Here is a 15474-nt window from a genome sequence, read left to right as displayed (position 1 = left end):
GCGGGGGTGCGCGCCCGGCGGAGCGGGGCCGTGCTGACGGCGGGCGGGGACGAATCGCCGTGGTGAGCGGGGCGTGCGCGGTCCGGCGGGGTGGGGCCGGTGCGCGCGCGGTGGTCGAGGTTTCGCCCGGCGGGGTGGGGGGCCTTTCCGCCGGGTCCCCCGATGGTGGGAAGCCGCCCCAGGCGAAACGGTTCATCGCGGGGAGGCGCGCCTATGTTCCCCCCATGCCCCCCACCTCAGGTACCGGTCCCGCCGCGGCCCCCGGCCCCGCCGCGCGGGACGCCGAGTCGCCTCACGCCTCGCCCGGCACGGACGACGCTTTCGCCCGGGCGACCGCGCGGGTGCCCGGTCAAGCCGCCCGCGCGGACACGACGCCCCGCCCGCATCTGACCGAACTCCGTCTCTCCGCCTACGCCGGTCACCGTGCCACCGTCCTGCGCCTCGGCCCCGTCACCCTCCTCACCGGGCCGAGCGGCGGCGGCAAGTCGACCGCGCTCGCCGCCTGCGCGGCCCTCGCCGCGCTCGGCAACGGCTCCTCGCTCGGCGAGTCCTTCCCCGCACCGGACGCCGCCGTCCCCGAGACGGCCCGCCCCGACGCGCAGCAGCGGCGCGGCTTCCGTATCGGCTGCGTCTCCGACGGCCCCGCCGGTCCCGTACGCCTCGACCTCGCCGTGCAGGCGGAGCCCGAACTGCGCGTCGTGGGCGAACGCCTCAGCGGCGACGGCGTCGTGTACCTCGAAACCGCCCTGCGCGACCCCGCCCGCCGTACCGTGCAGGCCGCCTGGCACACGGCGGGCAACGCCACCGTCACCCGCGCGCCGCTCCCGGACGACCTGCTCGGCACCACCCTCCTGCCGCTGCGCGTCGCGGGCCGCACGAAGGAGCAACGGCGCGTGCTCGCGGCGGCCGAGCAGACCGTCCTCGCCCTGCGCAGCCTCTTCCCCTGCGTCCCCGGCCCGGCGGCGATGCGCCCGCCCGCCTCCGGCGGTCACGGGCTGCTGCGCAGCGACTGCGCCAACCTCGCCGAGGTGCTGCACCGCGCCGCGCGCGAGTGCCGCACACGGTACGGGCTCCTGGAGGCGGCCGTACGGGAGGGCTGCGCGGGTCCCGTCGACGGACTCGCGACCGAACTGCTGCCCGGTGGCGCGGTCGTGGCACGGCTGCTGCGTCCCGACGGCCCCGGCACCCCGTTGTCCCGGCTCGGCGACGGTGAACTGCGGTACCTCGCCATGGCCTTGGTGCTGTTCACCGGGCCCGGCGTACTCGACGTGGACCCGGCGAGCGAAGTGCCCGGCGCGCTCCAGGCGCTCACCGTCCTCGCGGACGACTTCGACCTCCACCTCGATGCGCGCCAGGTCGCCCTGCTCCTGGACCTGGCGGCGCGGATGGCCGCGCGCGGCCACATCCGCCTCCTCGGCGCACTCTCCCGCCCGCCCGCGACGCCGGGCGGCTCGCCGGACGGGCCGCAGGGCTTCCCCGGGGTGCGGCTCGTGGAAGTGGGCACGGGCGTACGTGGTACACCGGAGCGGTGACGAGTCAGACACCCCCGCCCGGGGCACCGGAAACCGCCTGGGACACGACCCTCCAGGAGTTGCGCGAACGCCTCACCGCCTTCGCCGCCGCCCGCGACTGGGAGCAGTACCACACGCCGAAGAACCTCGCGGCGGCCCTCAGCGTGGAGACCTCGGAACTCCTGGAGATCTTCCAGTGGCTGACCCCCGAGCAGTCGGCGGCCGTCCTGGACGATCCCGCCACGGGCTTCCGCGTCCACGACGAAGTCGCTGACGTCCTCGCATACCTCCTCCAGTTCTGCCACGTGCTGGGCGTCGATCCGGTGCGGGCGCTGCACGCGAAGATCGACAGGAACGAGGAGAGGTTTCCCGTCGGGGAGCGAGACTGAAACGAAAATCTCGTCACTCTTCGGAGTGAGCCGTTGTGCGACTTCCCCGGAGTTATCCACAGATTTGCCGTGATGGCTTCCGCTGCCTCCATCCGTCCAGCACGCTGAGTAGTGAAGCTGGCAACGGATGGACGGACGACGGGGGACGGACCGATGGACGCGACACGGCTCGCGGTGGTGACGGCGGCGGCGCTCGGCGCGGCGCGCACGGAGGCGGAGGTGGTACGGGAGGCCTGGCAGGCCCAGGCCCTGGCCCGCGCGGTCGGCGGCATCCTCGCGACGGCAGGACCGCACGCCCACAGCGCGGAGGCCCGCAGGCTCCACGAGACCGCCGACACAGGGGCTCCGCCCTGCGTCCGGCCCCGCGCGAGCCGCCTCACCTCGGTCGCCGACCCGCCGCGCGCCCTCGACGCCCTGGACGCGCTGCTCGCGGAAGCGGCCCAGGCCCTGATCCCCCTCGCCGCGACGGCGGCGGAGAGCGGCACGTACACGGACTGCATGGAAACGATCGAAGCCCTGGTCAACTGCCGCGAGGCGGTGGACGCGTTGCGGGGGCTGTGGGCGGGACCGGCAGAAGAGGCGGTGCGGGGAAATCCGGTCGACACGGGAAGCGACGATCCGGGACGCTGCGCCCGATGACAAGAATCAGTGACACTCCGCCCGCGTGGGACGAGCGCAGCCAGCTCACCACGTTCCTCGACTACGCACGCGACACCGCCCGCGCCAAGTGTGAGGGCGTCTCCCCGGAGCACGCCCGCACGGCACCCCTGCCCGGCTCGCCGCTGATGACGATGAGCGGAGTGATCAACCACCTGCGGTGGGTCGAACACTGGTGGTTCCAGGTGATCTTCCTCGGCGGGGAGGACGAGGGCCCCTGGACCGACGAGGACCCGGACCGCGAGATGCGCGTGGCCGTCGACTTCCCGCTCCCGCGACTGCTCGACGCGTACGCGGAACAGAGCGCCCGCTACCGCGAACTGGTCGCGGGCAACGCGCTGAACCAGCGGGCCCAACGCCCCATCCGCGACGCCCGCCACGTCGACCTGCGCTGGATACTCCTCCACCTCACGGAGGAGACAGCCCGCCACAACGGCCACTTGGACATCCTGCGGGAACTGCTGGACGGGACGAAGGGGGAGTAGGGGGCGGGGGACCCTGGGCGGTGGGGCGGCTTTCGGGACGCTTGCCTTGGCGGGGCGCGGGGGCGCGGGGGCGCCGGGGTGCGGGGGCGCGAGGGTGCCGGAGCGCGGTGCGCCGGTGCGCAGAGGCGTGCGGAGTCGTGCCGGGGAGGCGGCCGGTCGGTGGGCGGGGCTGGGGACTGGGGCGGGGTGGGTCCTGCGGGCCCTCCCCGGCGCGGAGACTCGTGGCTCGGCGGGAGTGTGTGCACGTTTCTTCCGGGGGACCGGCCAGGTGGCGTTGGCGTGGGCTGCTGCGAGAGTGACGCCGGGCCGCGCGGCCTCGCGCGGCTTCGCGCCGCTGGTCCGTGGCGGGTGGGACGGGGTGGGGGCCTCGGGGTCGCGGCGGGTGCTGAGGGGCCCGGCAGGTGAACGTTCTGGGGGCGGCTGTGGCGGGCGAGTCGGGTGCGGAAGCTCAGGGCGGGGGCTGCGCACAGCCTCTCGTTGCCGGGGAGTCGGCCGGGGGCGACGGTCGGGACTGTCGCGGGCGTGGCGCCGGATGTTCCGGGCGCCGCCTCGCTTCGCCGGGCCGCGGTGGGCGCGGCGGTTCGGGCCGCTCGGGCGGGGCACTGACGGAAGTCCGGCCGTGTCAACGGCGGTCCGGTCCGTTCGGGCGGGGCTTCGGACGGACCGGTGGGCTGCGGCCGGTGCCGATGGGGCGGCGCCAGGGGTGAACGTTTTCGGGGGCGCGGGCGTCCAGGGGGTGTTGTCGTGGTCGTGGTCCGGGGGAGTGGTCGCAGTGTGGTCGGTGGGAGTGCGGGTGGCCCTGGTGGTTGGCCTGCTCGTGAGCGGTGTCGGCTGCGGGAAAGGGGCGGCGGATGACGAGGACCCGCGAGCGTTGCGGGAGCGGGCTCGGCGGGTAGCGGCGGCCTGGGAGGGGAGCGACGCCGCAGCCTCGTGGCGGGCGGGCTACCACCCCGTGGGCTCGGGGGTGCGGCTGCCGCGTGGGGGATGGCGGGGCGAGGGTGATCAACATGCCTATGAGCAGGGGGCTTTCGCGGTGCGCGGGGAGTTGCCAGGCGCCGGGGGGAAGAAGGCCAGGGTGACGTGGGCGGGGCGGGCGCAGGTCGTCCGGCCGCTCGTGGGGGCTCGGGCCTCGTACGCGCGGATGGCCTTGGGCGGGGGCGGCGAGGGGAAGCCGCACCTCACCGTGACCGGCGTGCGGCTCGGCACGATGACGGTCGCGACCACACGCGGCCCGGCGACCGTCCCGGCCTGGCTCTTCGCGCTGGACGGCTACGCCACCCCCCTCAAGCGTGCCGCCGCCACCCCCTCGCCGGTTCCCCGCTCACCGATCGGCCCCACCCGCACGCTGCCGGGCCGGCACGTGGACCGGCTCGCCGGGGTCGGGGCGGACGGGCGCACGGTCACGGTGGTCGCCACGCACGGGGCGTGTGACGACGGCCCCCGCGTGGCGGTCCTGGAGACGCGCGACAGCGTCGTGCTCTCCGGCTCCGTCGTGAACGGCCGGTACACCGGGCTGTGCACGATGCAGGCGAAGCTCACCCCGGTCCGCGTACGGCTTGAGCGGCCCCTGGGGGAACGGGTCCTGCTCGACGCGCTCAGTGGTGCGCCGGTTCTGTACGAGGAGCCTCCCCCGGGCTGAGCCTCGGCGGGAGGCGTCGGCCGGGGGCCGGCTCACCGCGTTGGGGTACGTCGGTGAGCGGGCCCCGGCCCTGGCACCGCAAGGGTCGGTCCCCTGGCCGCTCCGCCGCCCCGGAAGGACCGGTTCGGGGCGCCGGAACTTTCACCCGACCGTGGCACGGGTCCCCGGCGGGGTGCGGGGCGGGCGAGGCGGAGGCCAGGAGGCAGGATGGGGGGCATGGATCTGCGTATCTTCACCGAGCCCCAGCAGGGCGCCACGTACGACACACTCCTCACCGCGGCGAAGGCGACGGAGGACCTTGGTTTCGACGCGTTCTTTCGTTCGGACCACTATTTGCACATGGGGGGCGACGGCCTCCCGGGCCCCACGGACGCCTGGATCACGCTCGCCGGGCTCGCCCGTGAGACGAAACGGATTCGCCTCGGGACGCTCATGACCGCCGCGACCTTCCGCCTCCCCGGCGTCCTCGCGATCGAGGTCGCGCAGGTCGACCAGATGTCCGGCGGGCGCGTCGAACTCGGCATCGGCGCGGGCTGGTTCGAGGAGGAGCACAAGGCGTACGGGATCCCGTTCCCGAAGGACAAGTTCTCGCGCCTCGAAGAGCAGCTCGCGATCATCACGGGGCTGTGGGAGACGAAGCCGGGCGACACCTTCAGCTACGAGGGACGCCACTACCAACTGGAGAACTCCCCGGCCCGCCCGAAGCCCGCGCAGTCGCGGGTGCCGGTGCTCATCGGCGGGTTCGGCGCGAGCCGTACGCCGAAGCTCGCGGCGCGGTACGCGGACGAGTTCAACGTGCCCTTCGGCTCGATCGAGGACAGCGAGCGGCAGTTCGGCCGGGTGCGGGCGGCGGCCGGGGAGGCGGGGCGCAGCCCCGAGGACCTGGTCTACTCGAACGCGCTCGTCGCGTGCGTCGGCGCGAACGACGCCGAGGTGGCGCGCCGCGCGGCGGCGATCGGCCGCGAGGTCGACGAGCTGAAGAAGAACGGGCTCGCCGGGACGCCCGCCGAAGTGGTCGACCGCATCGGCCGGTTCGCCGAGATCGGCTCCCAGCGGATCTACTTCCAGATCCTCGACCTGGACGACCTCGACCACCTGGAGCTGATCTCCTCGCAGGTGCGGAGCCAACTGAGCTGACCCCGGGCGGGGGCGGGAGGGTCGGGGCGGCCCCTCGCCCCGCCGTCCCCCTCGCCCGTCCCCGCGACACCCGACGGGCGTTCCGGTTAAATCGGTCGTCCCCCGGGGCGCGGGGAACGCATAATCACGGGGTGTTCATGACCTTGACGACCACCGGCACCCCCGAAGCACCCGCCTCCGACCTCGGCTTTCTGCTGCACAAGCATCCCGGGCGGGCCCAGCGCTTCGACACGGCGCACGGGACGGCGCACGTGTTCTACCCCGAGGCCGGGGCCGAGCGCTGCTCGGTGGCGTTGCTCCTGGAGATCGACCCCGTCGCGCTCGTGCGGCGCGGGAAGCGCAAGGGGCGCGGCAAGGCGCCGGACGCCTCGCTCGCGCAGTACGTCAATGACCGCCCGTACGCCGCCTCCTCGCTCTTCACCGTCGCGCTCGGCACCGTCTTCAAGACGGCCCTGCACGGCGAGTGCAAGGCGAGGCCCGAGCTGGCCGGGCGCGCGCTGCCGCTGCGGATCGAGCTGCCCGCCGTGCCCGCGAACGGCGATCCGGACCTCGTCGAGCGGCTCTTCGCCCCGCTCGGCTGGACCGTGACCGCCGAGGCCGTCCCGCTCGACCCGGCCTTCCCCGAGTGGGGCGACTCGCGGTACGTGCGGCTCGTGCTCGAAGGCGAGCAGGTGCTCGCCGAGGCGCTGCGCCACCTGTACGTGCTGCTGCCCGTCCTCGACGGCACCAAGCACTACTGGGCCTCGGCGGACGAGGTCGACAAGCTCCTCAGGGCCGGTGAGGGCTGGCTGCCCGCGCACCCCGAGCAGGCGTACATCACGCGCCGCTACCTCAGCTACCGTTTCTCGCTCACGCGCGACGCCATGGAACGCCTCGAACTCCTGCGCCTCGCCGAGTCCGACGACACCGGGGCCGAGAACATCGACAACGCGGTGGAGGACGGCGCGGAGGACGCCTCCGAAGCCGCCGACGGCACGGAGAACGTCGCCGGTACGGAGGACGCCGCCGACGGCACGGAGAACGTCGCCGGTACGGAGGACGAGGCCGCCGCCGGGCTCTCCCGCCCCGTCACTCTCGCCTTCCGCCGCCGCGCCGCGATCCTCGAAGCGCTCCGCGCCGCGAACGCCACCCGCGTGCTCGACCTCGGCTGCGGCGAGGGCACCTTGGTCAAGGAACTGCTCAAGGACGCGCGGTTCACGCACGTCCTCGGCATGGACGTCTCGCAGCGGGCGCTCCAGATCGCCGCGCGCCGCCTGCGCGTCGACCGGATGCCCGAGCGGCAGGCGGCGCGGCTCACGCTCGTGCAGGGCTCGCTCGCGTACACCGACCCGCGTCTGGCCGGGTACGACGCCGCCGTGCTCAGCGAGGTGATCGAGCACGTCGACCCGCCGCGCCTCGCGACGCTCGCGTACACCGTCTTCGGTGCCGCGCGCCCCGCGACGGTCGTCGTGACGACGCCGAACGCCGAGTACAACGTGCGCTGGGAGACCCTGCCCGCCGGGCACGTACGCCACCACGACCACCGCTTCGAGTGGGACCGCGCCCAGTTCAGGAGCTGGGCCGAGGAGGTCGCCGCCGCGTACGGGTACACCGTGACGTACGGGCCCGTCGGCGACGAGGACCCCGAGGTGGGCCCCCCGACGCAGCTAGCCCGCTTCACCCGTACCGACACCACCACGTCCGCCACGGACACCACCACCAAGGAAGGAGCGGCGGCATGAGCGAGAACACCACTACCGGCACCACTACCAGCACCACCACCGGTACCACCACCGAGACCGCCGCCCGCCCCGCGGACGCCCCGGCGACCCTCGCCCCCGCCCCGGCGAAGAGCCGTCGCTGCCCCGTGCCCGACCTCTCCCTCGTCGTCCTCGTCGGCGCGACGGGCTCCGGCAAGTCCACGTTCGCCAGGCGGCACTTCAAGCCGACCGAGGTGCTCTCCTCGGACTTCTGCCGGGGGCTCGTCGCGGACGACGAGAACGACCAGGGCGCTTCGGGGGACGCCTTCGACGTGCTCCACTACATCGCGGGCAAACGGCTCGCCGCCGGCCGGCTCACCGTCGTGGACGCGACGAGCGTGCAGCGCGAGAGCCGCAAACAACTCGTGGACCTGGCACGAAAGTACGACGTACTGCCCGTCGCGATCGTCCTCGACGTGCCCGAGGACGTGTGCGCCGAGCGCAACGCGAAGCGCGAGGACAGGGCGGGCATCCCGCGCCGCGTCATCCAGCGCCACCAGCGCGAACTGCGCCGCTCCATCCGGGGGCTGGAGCGTGAGGGCTTCCGCAAGGTGCACGTGCTCCGGGGTGTCGCCGAGGTCGAGTCGGCGCAGGTCGTGCGGGAGAAGCGCTTCAACGACCTGCGCGAACTCACCGGGCCCTTCGACCTGATCGGCGACGTGCACGGCTGCTCCGCCGAGCTGGAGGAACTGCTCGGCAAGCTCGGCTACGAGGACGGGACGCACCCGGAGGGCCGAACCGCCGTCTTCGTGGGGGACCTTGTCGACCGCGGCCCCGACACGCCCGCCGTGCTGCGCCGCGTCATGGGCATGGTCGCGGCGGGCACCGCGCTGTGCGTGCCCGGCAACCACGAGAACAAGCTCGGTCGCCTCCTCGGCGGCCGCAAGGTCACCGTCGCGCACGGACTCGCCGAGACCATCGAGCAGTTGGAGCGCGCAGAGGCCGAGGAGCCCGGTTTCAAGGAGAAGGTCGCGCAGTTCGTGCGCGGCCTCGTGAGCCACTACGTGCTCGACGGCGGCCGACTCGTCGTCTCGCACGCCGGGCTCCCCGAGCGCTACCACGGCCGCACCTCCGGGCGGGTCCGCTCGCACGCGCTCTACGGCGACACGACGGGCGAGACCGACGAGTTCGGCCTGCCCGTGCGCTACCCGTGGGCCGAGGACTACCGGGGCAAGGCCGCCGTCGTCTACGGGCACACCCCCGTCCCCACCGCGACGTGGCTCAACAACACCATCTGCCTCGACACCGGCGTCGTCTTCGGCGGCCACCTCACCGCCCTGCGCTGGCCGGAACGCGAACTCGTGGACGTGCCCGCGCACCAGCAGTGGTACGAGCCGGCACGACCCCTCGAATCGGCCGCGCCCGGCGGTCACCAGGGCCGGCCGCTCGCGCTCGGCGACGTCGCGGGCCGCCGTACCGTCGAGACCCGCGCGCTCGGCCGGATCGGCGTGCGCGAGGAGAACGCGGCGGCGGCCCTGGAGGTCATGAGCCGCTTCGCGGTCGACCCGCGCCTCGTCCCGTACCTGCCCCCGACCATGGCGCCCACGCCGACCTCGCACCGCGAGGGCTACCTCGAACACCCCGAGACGGCCTTCGCCACCTACCGCGAGGACGGCATCGCGCAGGTCGTGTGTGAGGAGAAGCACATGGGCTCGCGCGCCGTCGCCCTCGTGTGCCGCGACGCGGCGACGGCCGTCGAGCGCTTCGGGCTCGCCGACGAGGGCGACGCGACCCCCACGGGGACGCTCGTGACCCGTACCGGACGCCCGTTCTTCGACGACCGGGCCGTCACCGAGGAGGTGCTCGCCCGCCTCCGCGGCGCCCTCGACGCGAGCGGCCTGTGGGACGAACTCGACACGGACTGGTTCCTCCTGGACGGGGAACTGCTGCCGTGGTCGCTCAAGTCCACCGGGCTCCTCCGCTCGCAGTACGCGGCCGTGGGCGCCGCCGCCGGGGCGGTCTTCCCCGGCGCGCTCGCCGCGCTCGACGAGGCCGAGAAGCGGGGCGTCGACCTCGGCGACCTCGGCGAGCGGCAGCGCGAACGGGCGGGCGACGCCGCCGCGTTCACCGAGGCGTACCGACGGTACTGCTGGCCGGTGCGGGGGCTCGACGGCGTCGAGTTCGCCCCGTTCCAGCTCCTCGCCGTGCGCGGCCGGTCCCTCGCCGCCGTGCCGCACGACACGCAACTCGCCTGGCTGGACCGGATGGTGGCCGCCGACACGACGGGCCTGCTGCGCACGACGCGGCGGGTGTACGTGGACACCACCGACGAGGACTCGGTGCGCGCCGGGACCGACTGGTGGCTCGCGCTCACCGCCGAGGGCGGCGAGGGCATGGTCGTCAAGCCCGTCGAGGCGCTCGCCCGCACGAGCGGCCGCAAGCTCGCCCAGCCCGGCGTCAAGTGCCGGGGCCGCGAGTACCTGCGGATCATCTACGGGCCCGAGTACACCCGCCCGGAGAACCTCACGCGGCTGCGGGAACGGCACCTCGGCCACAAGCGCTCGCTCGCGCTGCGCGAGTACGCGCTCGGCCTCGAAGCGCTTGACCGCCTCGCGGAGGGGGAGCCGTTGTGGCGGGTGCACGAGGCGGTGTTCGCGGTTCTCGCGCTGGAGTCGGAGCCGGTCGATCCTCGGCTGTGACGGAGCGGGGTCCCGGGGCTGGAGTGTGACGGGGCTCCGCCCCGGGCCCCGCCCAGTCACGGGGCTCCGCCCCGGACCCCGCTCCTCAAACTCCCCCAGCCTTCGGCCGGGAGGTACCCCCGGAGGGGCTGATTTTTGCCCCTCGTGGCGTGACGGGTGCGGGGGCCGCCCGGCGGACAAGATGACAGGCATGGCCTTCCACGTCGATTCCGAGACCGGCCGGCTGCGGCGCGTCGTCCTGCACCGCCCCGGCCTCGAACTCAAGCGACTGACCCCCAGCAACAAGGACGCGCTCCTCTTCGACGACGTGCTGTGGGTGCGCCGCGCGAAGGAGGAGCACGACGCCTTCGCCGCCGTGCTGCGCGAACGCGGTGTCGCGGTGCACCTCTTCGCCGACCTGCTGCGCGAGACGATGGCGCTCCCCGAGGCGCGGCGGCTCGTCCTCGACCGCGTCTTCGACGACAAGGAGTACGGGCCGCTCGCCACCGACCGCCTCCGCGCCTCCTTCGAGGAACTCGGCGAGGACGAACTGACCGAGGCGCTCATCGGCGGGATGACCAAGCGCGAGTACCTGGAGCGCTGGCCCGAGCCCGTCTCGGTGGGCTTCCACGTCATGGAGCCCGACGACCTGCTCCTCGGCCCGCTGCCCAACCACCTCTTCACCCGCGACACCTCCGCGTGGATCTACGACGGCGTGTCCATCAACGCGATGCGCTGGCCCGCGCGGCAGCGCGAGACCGTGCACTTCGAGGCGATCTACCGGCACCACCCGCTCTTCACCGGGCCACAGGCGGGCGACTTCCGTCTGTGGTCCGAGGGGCAGCCCGACTACCCGTCCACGATCGAGGGCGGCGACGTCCTCGTCCTCGGCAACGGCGCGGTCCTCATCGGGATGAGCGAGCGCACGACGCCGCAGGCCGTCGAGATGCTCGCCACGAAACTCTTCGCCGCGGGGTCCGCGCGCACGATCGTCGCGCTCGACCTGCCCAAGCGGCGCGCCTTCATGCACCTCGACACCGTCATGACGATGGTCGACGGCGACACCTTCACCCAGTACGCGGGGCTCGGCGACCTCCGCTCCTACACGATCGAGCAGGGCGCGGGCCCGCGCGACCTCAAGGTCACCGACCACCCGCCCGCGCACATGCGCCGGGCGCTCGCCGCCGCGCTCGGCCTCGACTCCGTCCGCGTCCTCACGGCCACGCAGGACGTGCACGCCGCCGAGCGGGAGCAGTGGGACGACGGCTGCAACGTGCTCGCCGTGGAACCCGGCGTCGTGCTCGCCTACGAGCGCAACGCGACGACCAACGCCTACCTGCGCAAGCAGGGCATCGAGGTCGTCGAGATCCCGGGCAGCGAGCTGGGGCGCGGGAGGGGCGGGCCGCGGTGCATGAGCTGCCCGGTGGAGCGGGACGCGGTGTGAGGCAGGGGCGTCGGGGCGGGGGAGCGGGTGTGACCTACGAGCGGCCCCCGCCCTTTCGGCCGTATAGAAATTCCTGATACCGTATACACTTCCATTCCGTCATCGTCGCCTCCGTACTTCCCCGTACGCGGCACCCCGGGAGCGCCCCTCATGGCCCACGACGCGATCGACCTCAGCGGCCGTCACTTCCTCAAGGAGCTGGACTTCGGCGCGGCCGAGTTCCGTTCGCTGATCGACCTCGCCGCGCGGCTCAAGGCCGCCAAGCGGGCCGGGACCGAGGTGCCGCGCCTGCGCGGGCGGAACATCGCGCTGATCTTCGAGAAGACGTCGACCCGTACGCGCGCCGCCTTCGAGGTCGCCGCGGCCGACCAGGGCGCCCACACGACGTACCTCGACCCCGCGGGCTCGCAGATCGGGCACAAGGAGTCGGCGAAGGACACGGCGCGCGTGCTCGGCCGGATGTACGACGCGATCGAGTACCGGGGCGACGGGCAGGACGTCGTCGAGGAGATAGCGGCGCACGCCGGGGTCCCCGTCTACAACGGGCTCACCGACGCGTGGCACCCCACCCAGATGCTCGCCGACGTGCTCACGATGACTGAGCACAGCCCGCTGCCGCTCACGGAGACCTCCTTCGCCTACCTCGGCGACGCCCGCTTCAACATGGGCAACTCCTACCTGATCACCGGCGCCCTGCTCGGCATGGACGTCCGTATCGTCGCCCCCGAGGCGTACTGGCCGGCCCCCGAGATCGTCGCGAAGGCGCGGGAGCTGGCGAAGGAGAGCGGCGCGCGGGTCACGCTGACGGAGGACGTGGCGGAGGGCGTACGGGGCGCGGGTTTCGTCGTGACCGACGTGTGGGTCTCGATGGGCGAGCCGGCGGAGGTGTGGGGCGAGCGGATCGCCGCGTTGCGGCCGTACGCGGTGACGATGGACGTGCTGCGCGCCACGGGCAACCCGGACGTCAGGTTCCTGCACTGCCTGCCCGCCTTCCACGACCTCGGTACGGGCGTGGGGCGCCGCATCCACGACGAGTTCGGCCTCGACTCGCTCGAAGTCACCGACGAGGTCTTCGAGTCCCCGTACTCGGTCGTCTTCGACGAGGCCGAGAACCGCCTCCACACCATCAAGGCGGTGCTCGTCGCGACGCTGGCGGGACCGGGCCGGGTGGCGGCGGACGAACCGCGGGAGGGCTGACGCGGGGGGCTGGCGCCGGGGCGGGATCTTGCCCGGACCTCTGCCGGGGTGGCGTCGCGGGGCTTTGCCCCGGGCCCCGCTCCTCAAGCGCCGGGGGGCTGGATCGGGCGGGGCCGGTGGGTTGGGTCGGCCTTTTGTCGGGGTGGCCTTGCGGGGCTCTGCCCCGGGCCCCGCTCCTCAAGCGCCGGAGGGGCTGGAGTGGGCGGGGCTGTGCGGTGGGGTGGGGCTGGAGTGGGGTAGCCGGGGCTCGGTGGGGGCTTGGCGTGGGGCGGGGAGCGGGGGTGTGGCCGCCACGCGGAACCAGACCGCTTTGCCCGAGTCCGTGGGGCGGTGGCCGCAGGCGGCGGCGAGGGCGCGGATCAGGAGGAGACCGCGGCCGCCCTCGGCGAGCGGGTCGGGGGCTTCGAGCGGCTCCGGGGAGCTGAGGGCGCCGGGCGGGGCGGGGTCGCTGTCGAGCACCTCCACCTGGCAGTGGCTCGCGAGCAGTTCCACGTACAGCTCGATCGGCTCGCGCCCCTCGGTGTGCTCGACGGCGTTCGCGACCAGCTCGGCGGTGAGCAGCTCGGCGGTGTCCCGGTCGAGCCCGGCCAGCGCCTCGCGGACCAGGGCACGGGCGAGCGGGACGGCTTGGGGACTGTGCGGCAGCGTGCGGTGCCAAGAGCGTATGGCGGCGGTGTCCGGCACGACGAGGTTCCGTTCGTGTAATGCGGGGGACGCGGGCGGCAGGGGGGTGCCCGGGGGGACGTCTCCCCCCACCATACGAAGCCGCGCGCGAAACCGCGTCGCTCGGGCCCCTCAGCGTCCCGCCCCGCTCCCCGTCCGCGCCGTGTCCGTCTCCTCGTGCGGCGAGGTGTACGTACTGCCCCGGCCGCCGCCGACGACCCCCGCCACGAGGAAGAGCACGAGCAGCCACTTCGCGCCCGTGGACAGGAGCAGCGGGCGCGCGTCCGAGTGCCGCTCCACGGGGTCGGTCGCGCCCGGCTCGTCGCCGAAGAACCGCTTCGGGTAGGCGGGCGTGAGCAGCAGCCAGTACGCCGAGGTGCGCAGGTGGTAGCGCAGGGCCGCCACGCTCGCGCCGTGCAGCGCGCCCGGCATCCGGCCGAGTACGAGCGTGATCAGCCACCAGAGCAGGCCCAGCGTCCACCAGCCGCTCATCGCGAGCGAGGAGATGATCCACGCCGGGATGATCAGGACGATCCGGAAGAGGACCGCGAGCCTGTTGAGGTGCGTCGGCCGGTTCTCGAAGCGCACCGCCCAGCCGGTGTCCTGGAAGAGCGCGAAGGGCGGGTAGCGGTCCACGAGCAGCATCGCGGACGCCCCGACCCGGGCCTCGTACGCGAGATATGCCGCGAGGTAGCGGAAGAGGGGTTCCGGCAGCCGTCCCAGGACGAGCGCCGCGAACCAGCCGACGAGCGCGGTGAGGAAGGCGGCGAGCGAGAGGAAGAACAGCACGACGGCATGCGGCACAAGGAGCAGCAGCCGCAGCAGCACCGTCCACCGCCGCTGCCGCCCCGGCCCCGGCAGGTCGAGCGCGGGCAGCCACTCGAAGGCACTCTCGGGCGGGTACGCGGCGGGGGCTACCGGATGCCCCCAGCCCCCATCGCCCCCGTACGGACCGCCCTCGCCGTGCGCCATCGCGGGCTCCTCTCGCGCGAAGCCGCGCCGCCGGGGACGGTGGCGCGTCGCCTCCACGCTTGGCGGCCCGCGCGGGGCCCGCAATCCGGGTGACCCGTCCGGCTCAGCCCCTCGGAGGGCCGCTCAGCCCCCGGGAGCCGCCCCGGGGCCGGCGGAACCGCCCGCACCGCCGGCAGGCCGGCTCAGTCCTCGGGAGCCGACGGGGGCCGCACGATCAGCGCGAGACCGTGCGCGGAGGTGAAGAACGGGCGGACCGTCGCGGTGCCGTGCTCGGGGTGCGGGACGGTGACGTCGGGGTAGCGGTCGGTGCGCTTGCGGTCGGTGCCGTCGCCGGTGACCCGGCCGAGCGGGATGCGCGCCTCCTCGGGCCCCGGCGTACGCAGCTCCAGGTCCCACACCTCCTTCGGCTCCTCCTCGCCCGCCAGCGGCACGTCTCCGGCCCGCAGGAGCGGGAGGACGAAGCGGAAGGCGCCGTCCCGCGCGGTGTCACCGGTCACCGGGACCTCGAAGGACCGCCCGCAGTCGCGCGCCAGCGCCCTGACCACCGCGCCCGCCGGATCGGCCCCGCCAGGCGCCAGCAACCGCGCCTCGACCTCGATGTCCTCCGCGCCGAGCCGCACCCCGGTGACCTCCGCGTGCCGGGCCCGCGCCCAGGCCCGTACCGCGAGGAAACCGTCGCTCGTCGCGTACGGGACCCGGACGCGCAGCCCTTCGGCGTCCACGAGCGGGGGCGCGTCGAGCAGCGCGGCCTGCTCGGCGCGGACCGCGCACAGCCGGACACGGGCGGATTCCTCGGCGCCGCGCGGCACCACGAAGCAGTCCCAGCGGCCCTCGGCGAGCGGGTGCGCCGCAGCCGTGAGCACGGCCTCCGTACCGTCGAGCGGAACCCGCACGGAACGCCGTTGCGGGTCCTTGCGCAGGCGGACGAGCAGGTCGAGCGGGCCTCCGGGCAGCCCTTCGGGCTCCAAGACGAAGGAGAGCGCGCCGCCGGGGAGCGCGCGGGCCACCGCGTGGGGCCGCGCG

At 74.1% G+C, this 15474-nt stretch carries 11 protein-coding genes and 2 pseudogenes; 10 read left to right on the top strand and 3 right to left on the bottom strand.

What is annotated here, in order from left to right; genetic code table 11:
• Positions 1 to 224: 224 nt before the first annotated feature.
• The 10 genes from G3I42_RS24435 (at position 225) to argF (ending at position 12816) form a co-directional block, all read left to right on the top strand.
• The gene (locus tag G3I42_RS24435; protein WP_164289328.1) at positions 225 to 1532 is read left to right on the top strand and encodes a biotin transporter BioY; all 1308 of its coding nucleotides are present in this window, start codon (positions 225 to 227) and stop codon (positions 1530 to 1532) included.
• Complete coding sequence (locus G3I42_RS24430; RefSeq protein WP_343244651.1) at positions 1529 to 1900, top strand: nucleotide pyrophosphohydrolase; 372 nt, start codon at positions 1529 to 1531, stop codon at positions 1898 to 1900. The genes G3I42_RS24435 and G3I42_RS24430 overlap by 4 nt, the downstream gene beginning before the upstream one ends.
• A gap of 153 nt (positions 1901 to 2053) precedes the next feature.
• Positions 2054 to 2539 (top strand): DUF6099 family protein, encoded by a 486-nt coding sequence (locus G3I42_RS24425; RefSeq protein WP_164289326.1) that lies wholly within the window; start codon positions 2054 to 2056, stop codon positions 2537 to 2539.
• Entirely contained in the window at positions 2536 to 3042 is a 507-nt protein-coding gene (locus G3I42_RS24420; protein WP_164289324.1) for a DinB family protein, read from the top strand. The genes G3I42_RS24425 and G3I42_RS24420 overlap by 4 nt, the downstream gene beginning before the upstream one ends.
• A gap of 1075 nt (positions 3043 to 4117) precedes the next feature.
• Positions 4118 to 4681, top strand: a complete 564-nt coding sequence (locus tag G3I42_RS37805) for a hypothetical protein (protein ID WP_343244650.1) — start codon at positions 4118 to 4120, stop codon at positions 4679 to 4681.
• Between the two features lie 216 nt (positions 4682 to 4897).
• Positions 4898 to 5818, top strand: coding sequence for an LLM class F420-dependent oxidoreductase (locus G3I42_RS24410; RefSeq protein WP_164289322.1), 921 nt, complete (start codon positions 4898 to 4900; stop codon positions 5816 to 5818).
• A gap of 137 nt (positions 5819 to 5955) precedes the next feature.
• The gene (locus tag G3I42_RS24405; RefSeq protein WP_164289320.1) at positions 5956 to 7539 is read left to right on the top strand and encodes a 3' terminal RNA ribose 2'-O-methyltransferase Hen1; all 1584 of its coding nucleotides are present in this window, start codon (positions 5956 to 5958) and stop codon (positions 7537 to 7539) included.
• The gene (locus G3I42_RS24400) at positions 7536 to 10196 is read left to right on the top strand and encodes a polynucleotide kinase-phosphatase (RefSeq protein ID WP_203607269.1); all 2661 of its coding nucleotides are present in this window, start codon (positions 7536 to 7538) and stop codon (positions 10194 to 10196) included. The genes G3I42_RS24405 and G3I42_RS24400 overlap by 4 nt, the downstream gene beginning before the upstream one ends.
• 190 nt (positions 10197 to 10386) lie before the next feature.
• On the top strand, positions 10387 to 11619 hold the full coding sequence (locus tag G3I42_RS24395) for an arginine deiminase (protein ID WP_164289318.1): 1233 nt from the start codon (positions 10387 to 10389) through the stop codon (positions 11617 to 11619).
• A 150-nt stretch (positions 11620 to 11769) separates the two neighbouring features.
• Complete coding sequence (gene argF / locus G3I42_RS24390) at positions 11770 to 12816, top strand: ornithine carbamoyltransferase (RefSeq protein ID WP_164289316.1); 1047 nt, start codon at positions 11770 to 11772, stop codon at positions 12814 to 12816.
• Positions 12817 to 13095: 279 nt separating this feature from the next.
• Here argF and G3I42_RS24385 read toward each other — a convergent pair.
• From G3I42_RS24385 to G3I42_RS24375, 3 genes and pseudogenes are all read right to left on the bottom strand, one after another.
• A pseudogene (locus G3I42_RS24385) lies at positions 13096 to 13575 on the bottom strand (ATP-binding protein); the annotation flags it as partial.
• Positions 13576 to 13611: 36 nt separating this feature from the next.
• Positions 13612 to 14307: a DUF4389 domain-containing protein gene (locus G3I42_RS24380; RefSeq protein WP_164289330.1), complete on the bottom strand. Its 696-nt coding sequence runs from the start codon at positions 14305 to 14307 to the stop codon at positions 13612 to 13614.
• Between the two features lie 326 nt (positions 14308 to 14633).
• Positions 14634 to 15474 (bottom strand): annotated as a pseudogene (locus tag G3I42_RS24375) (glycosyltransferase family 4 protein); the annotation flags it as partial.

The organism is Streptomyces sp. SID11385, from assembly GCF_010548245.1.
Lineage (GTDB): Bacteria > Actinomycetota > Actinomycetes > Streptomycetales > Streptomycetaceae > Streptomyces.
Note: the sequence above shows the minus strand (reverse complement) of the source record. Positions and strands in the feature narration are given on the sequence as shown.

What these genes read in the sequence shown, in the direction of transcription:
- G3I42_RS24435 (WP_164289328.1), top strand. Translation starts at nt 225, where the DNA reads ATGCCCCCCACCTCAGGTACCGGTCCCGCCGCGGCCCCCGGCCCCGCC.
- G3I42_RS24405 (WP_164289320.1), top strand. Translation starts at nt 5,956, where the DNA reads ATGACCTTGACGACCACCGGCACCCCCGAAGCACCCGCCTCCGACCTC.
- G3I42_RS24395 (WP_164289318.1), top strand. Translation starts at nt 10,387, where the DNA reads ATGGCCTTCCACGTCGATTCCGAGACCGGCCGGCTGCGGCGCGTCGTC.
- G3I42_RS24410 (WP_164289322.1), top strand. Translation starts at nt 4,898, where the DNA reads ATGGATCTGCGTATCTTCACCGAGCCCCAGCAGGGCGCCACGTACGAC.
- argF (WP_164289316.1), top strand. Translation starts at nt 11,770, where the DNA reads ATGGCCCACGACGCGATCGACCTCAGCGGCCGTCACTTCCTCAAGGAG.
- G3I42_RS24420 (WP_164289324.1), top strand. Translation starts at nt 2,536, where the DNA reads ATGACAAGAATCAGTGACACTCCGCCCGCGTGGGACGAGCGCAGCCAG.
- G3I42_RS24400 (WP_203607269.1), top strand. Translation starts at nt 7,536, where the DNA reads ATGAGCGAGAACACCACTACCGGCACCACTACCAGCACCACCACCGGT.
- G3I42_RS24425 (WP_164289326.1), top strand. Translation starts at nt 2,054, where the DNA reads ATGGACGCGACACGGCTCGCGGTGGTGACGGCGGCGGCGCTCGGCGCG.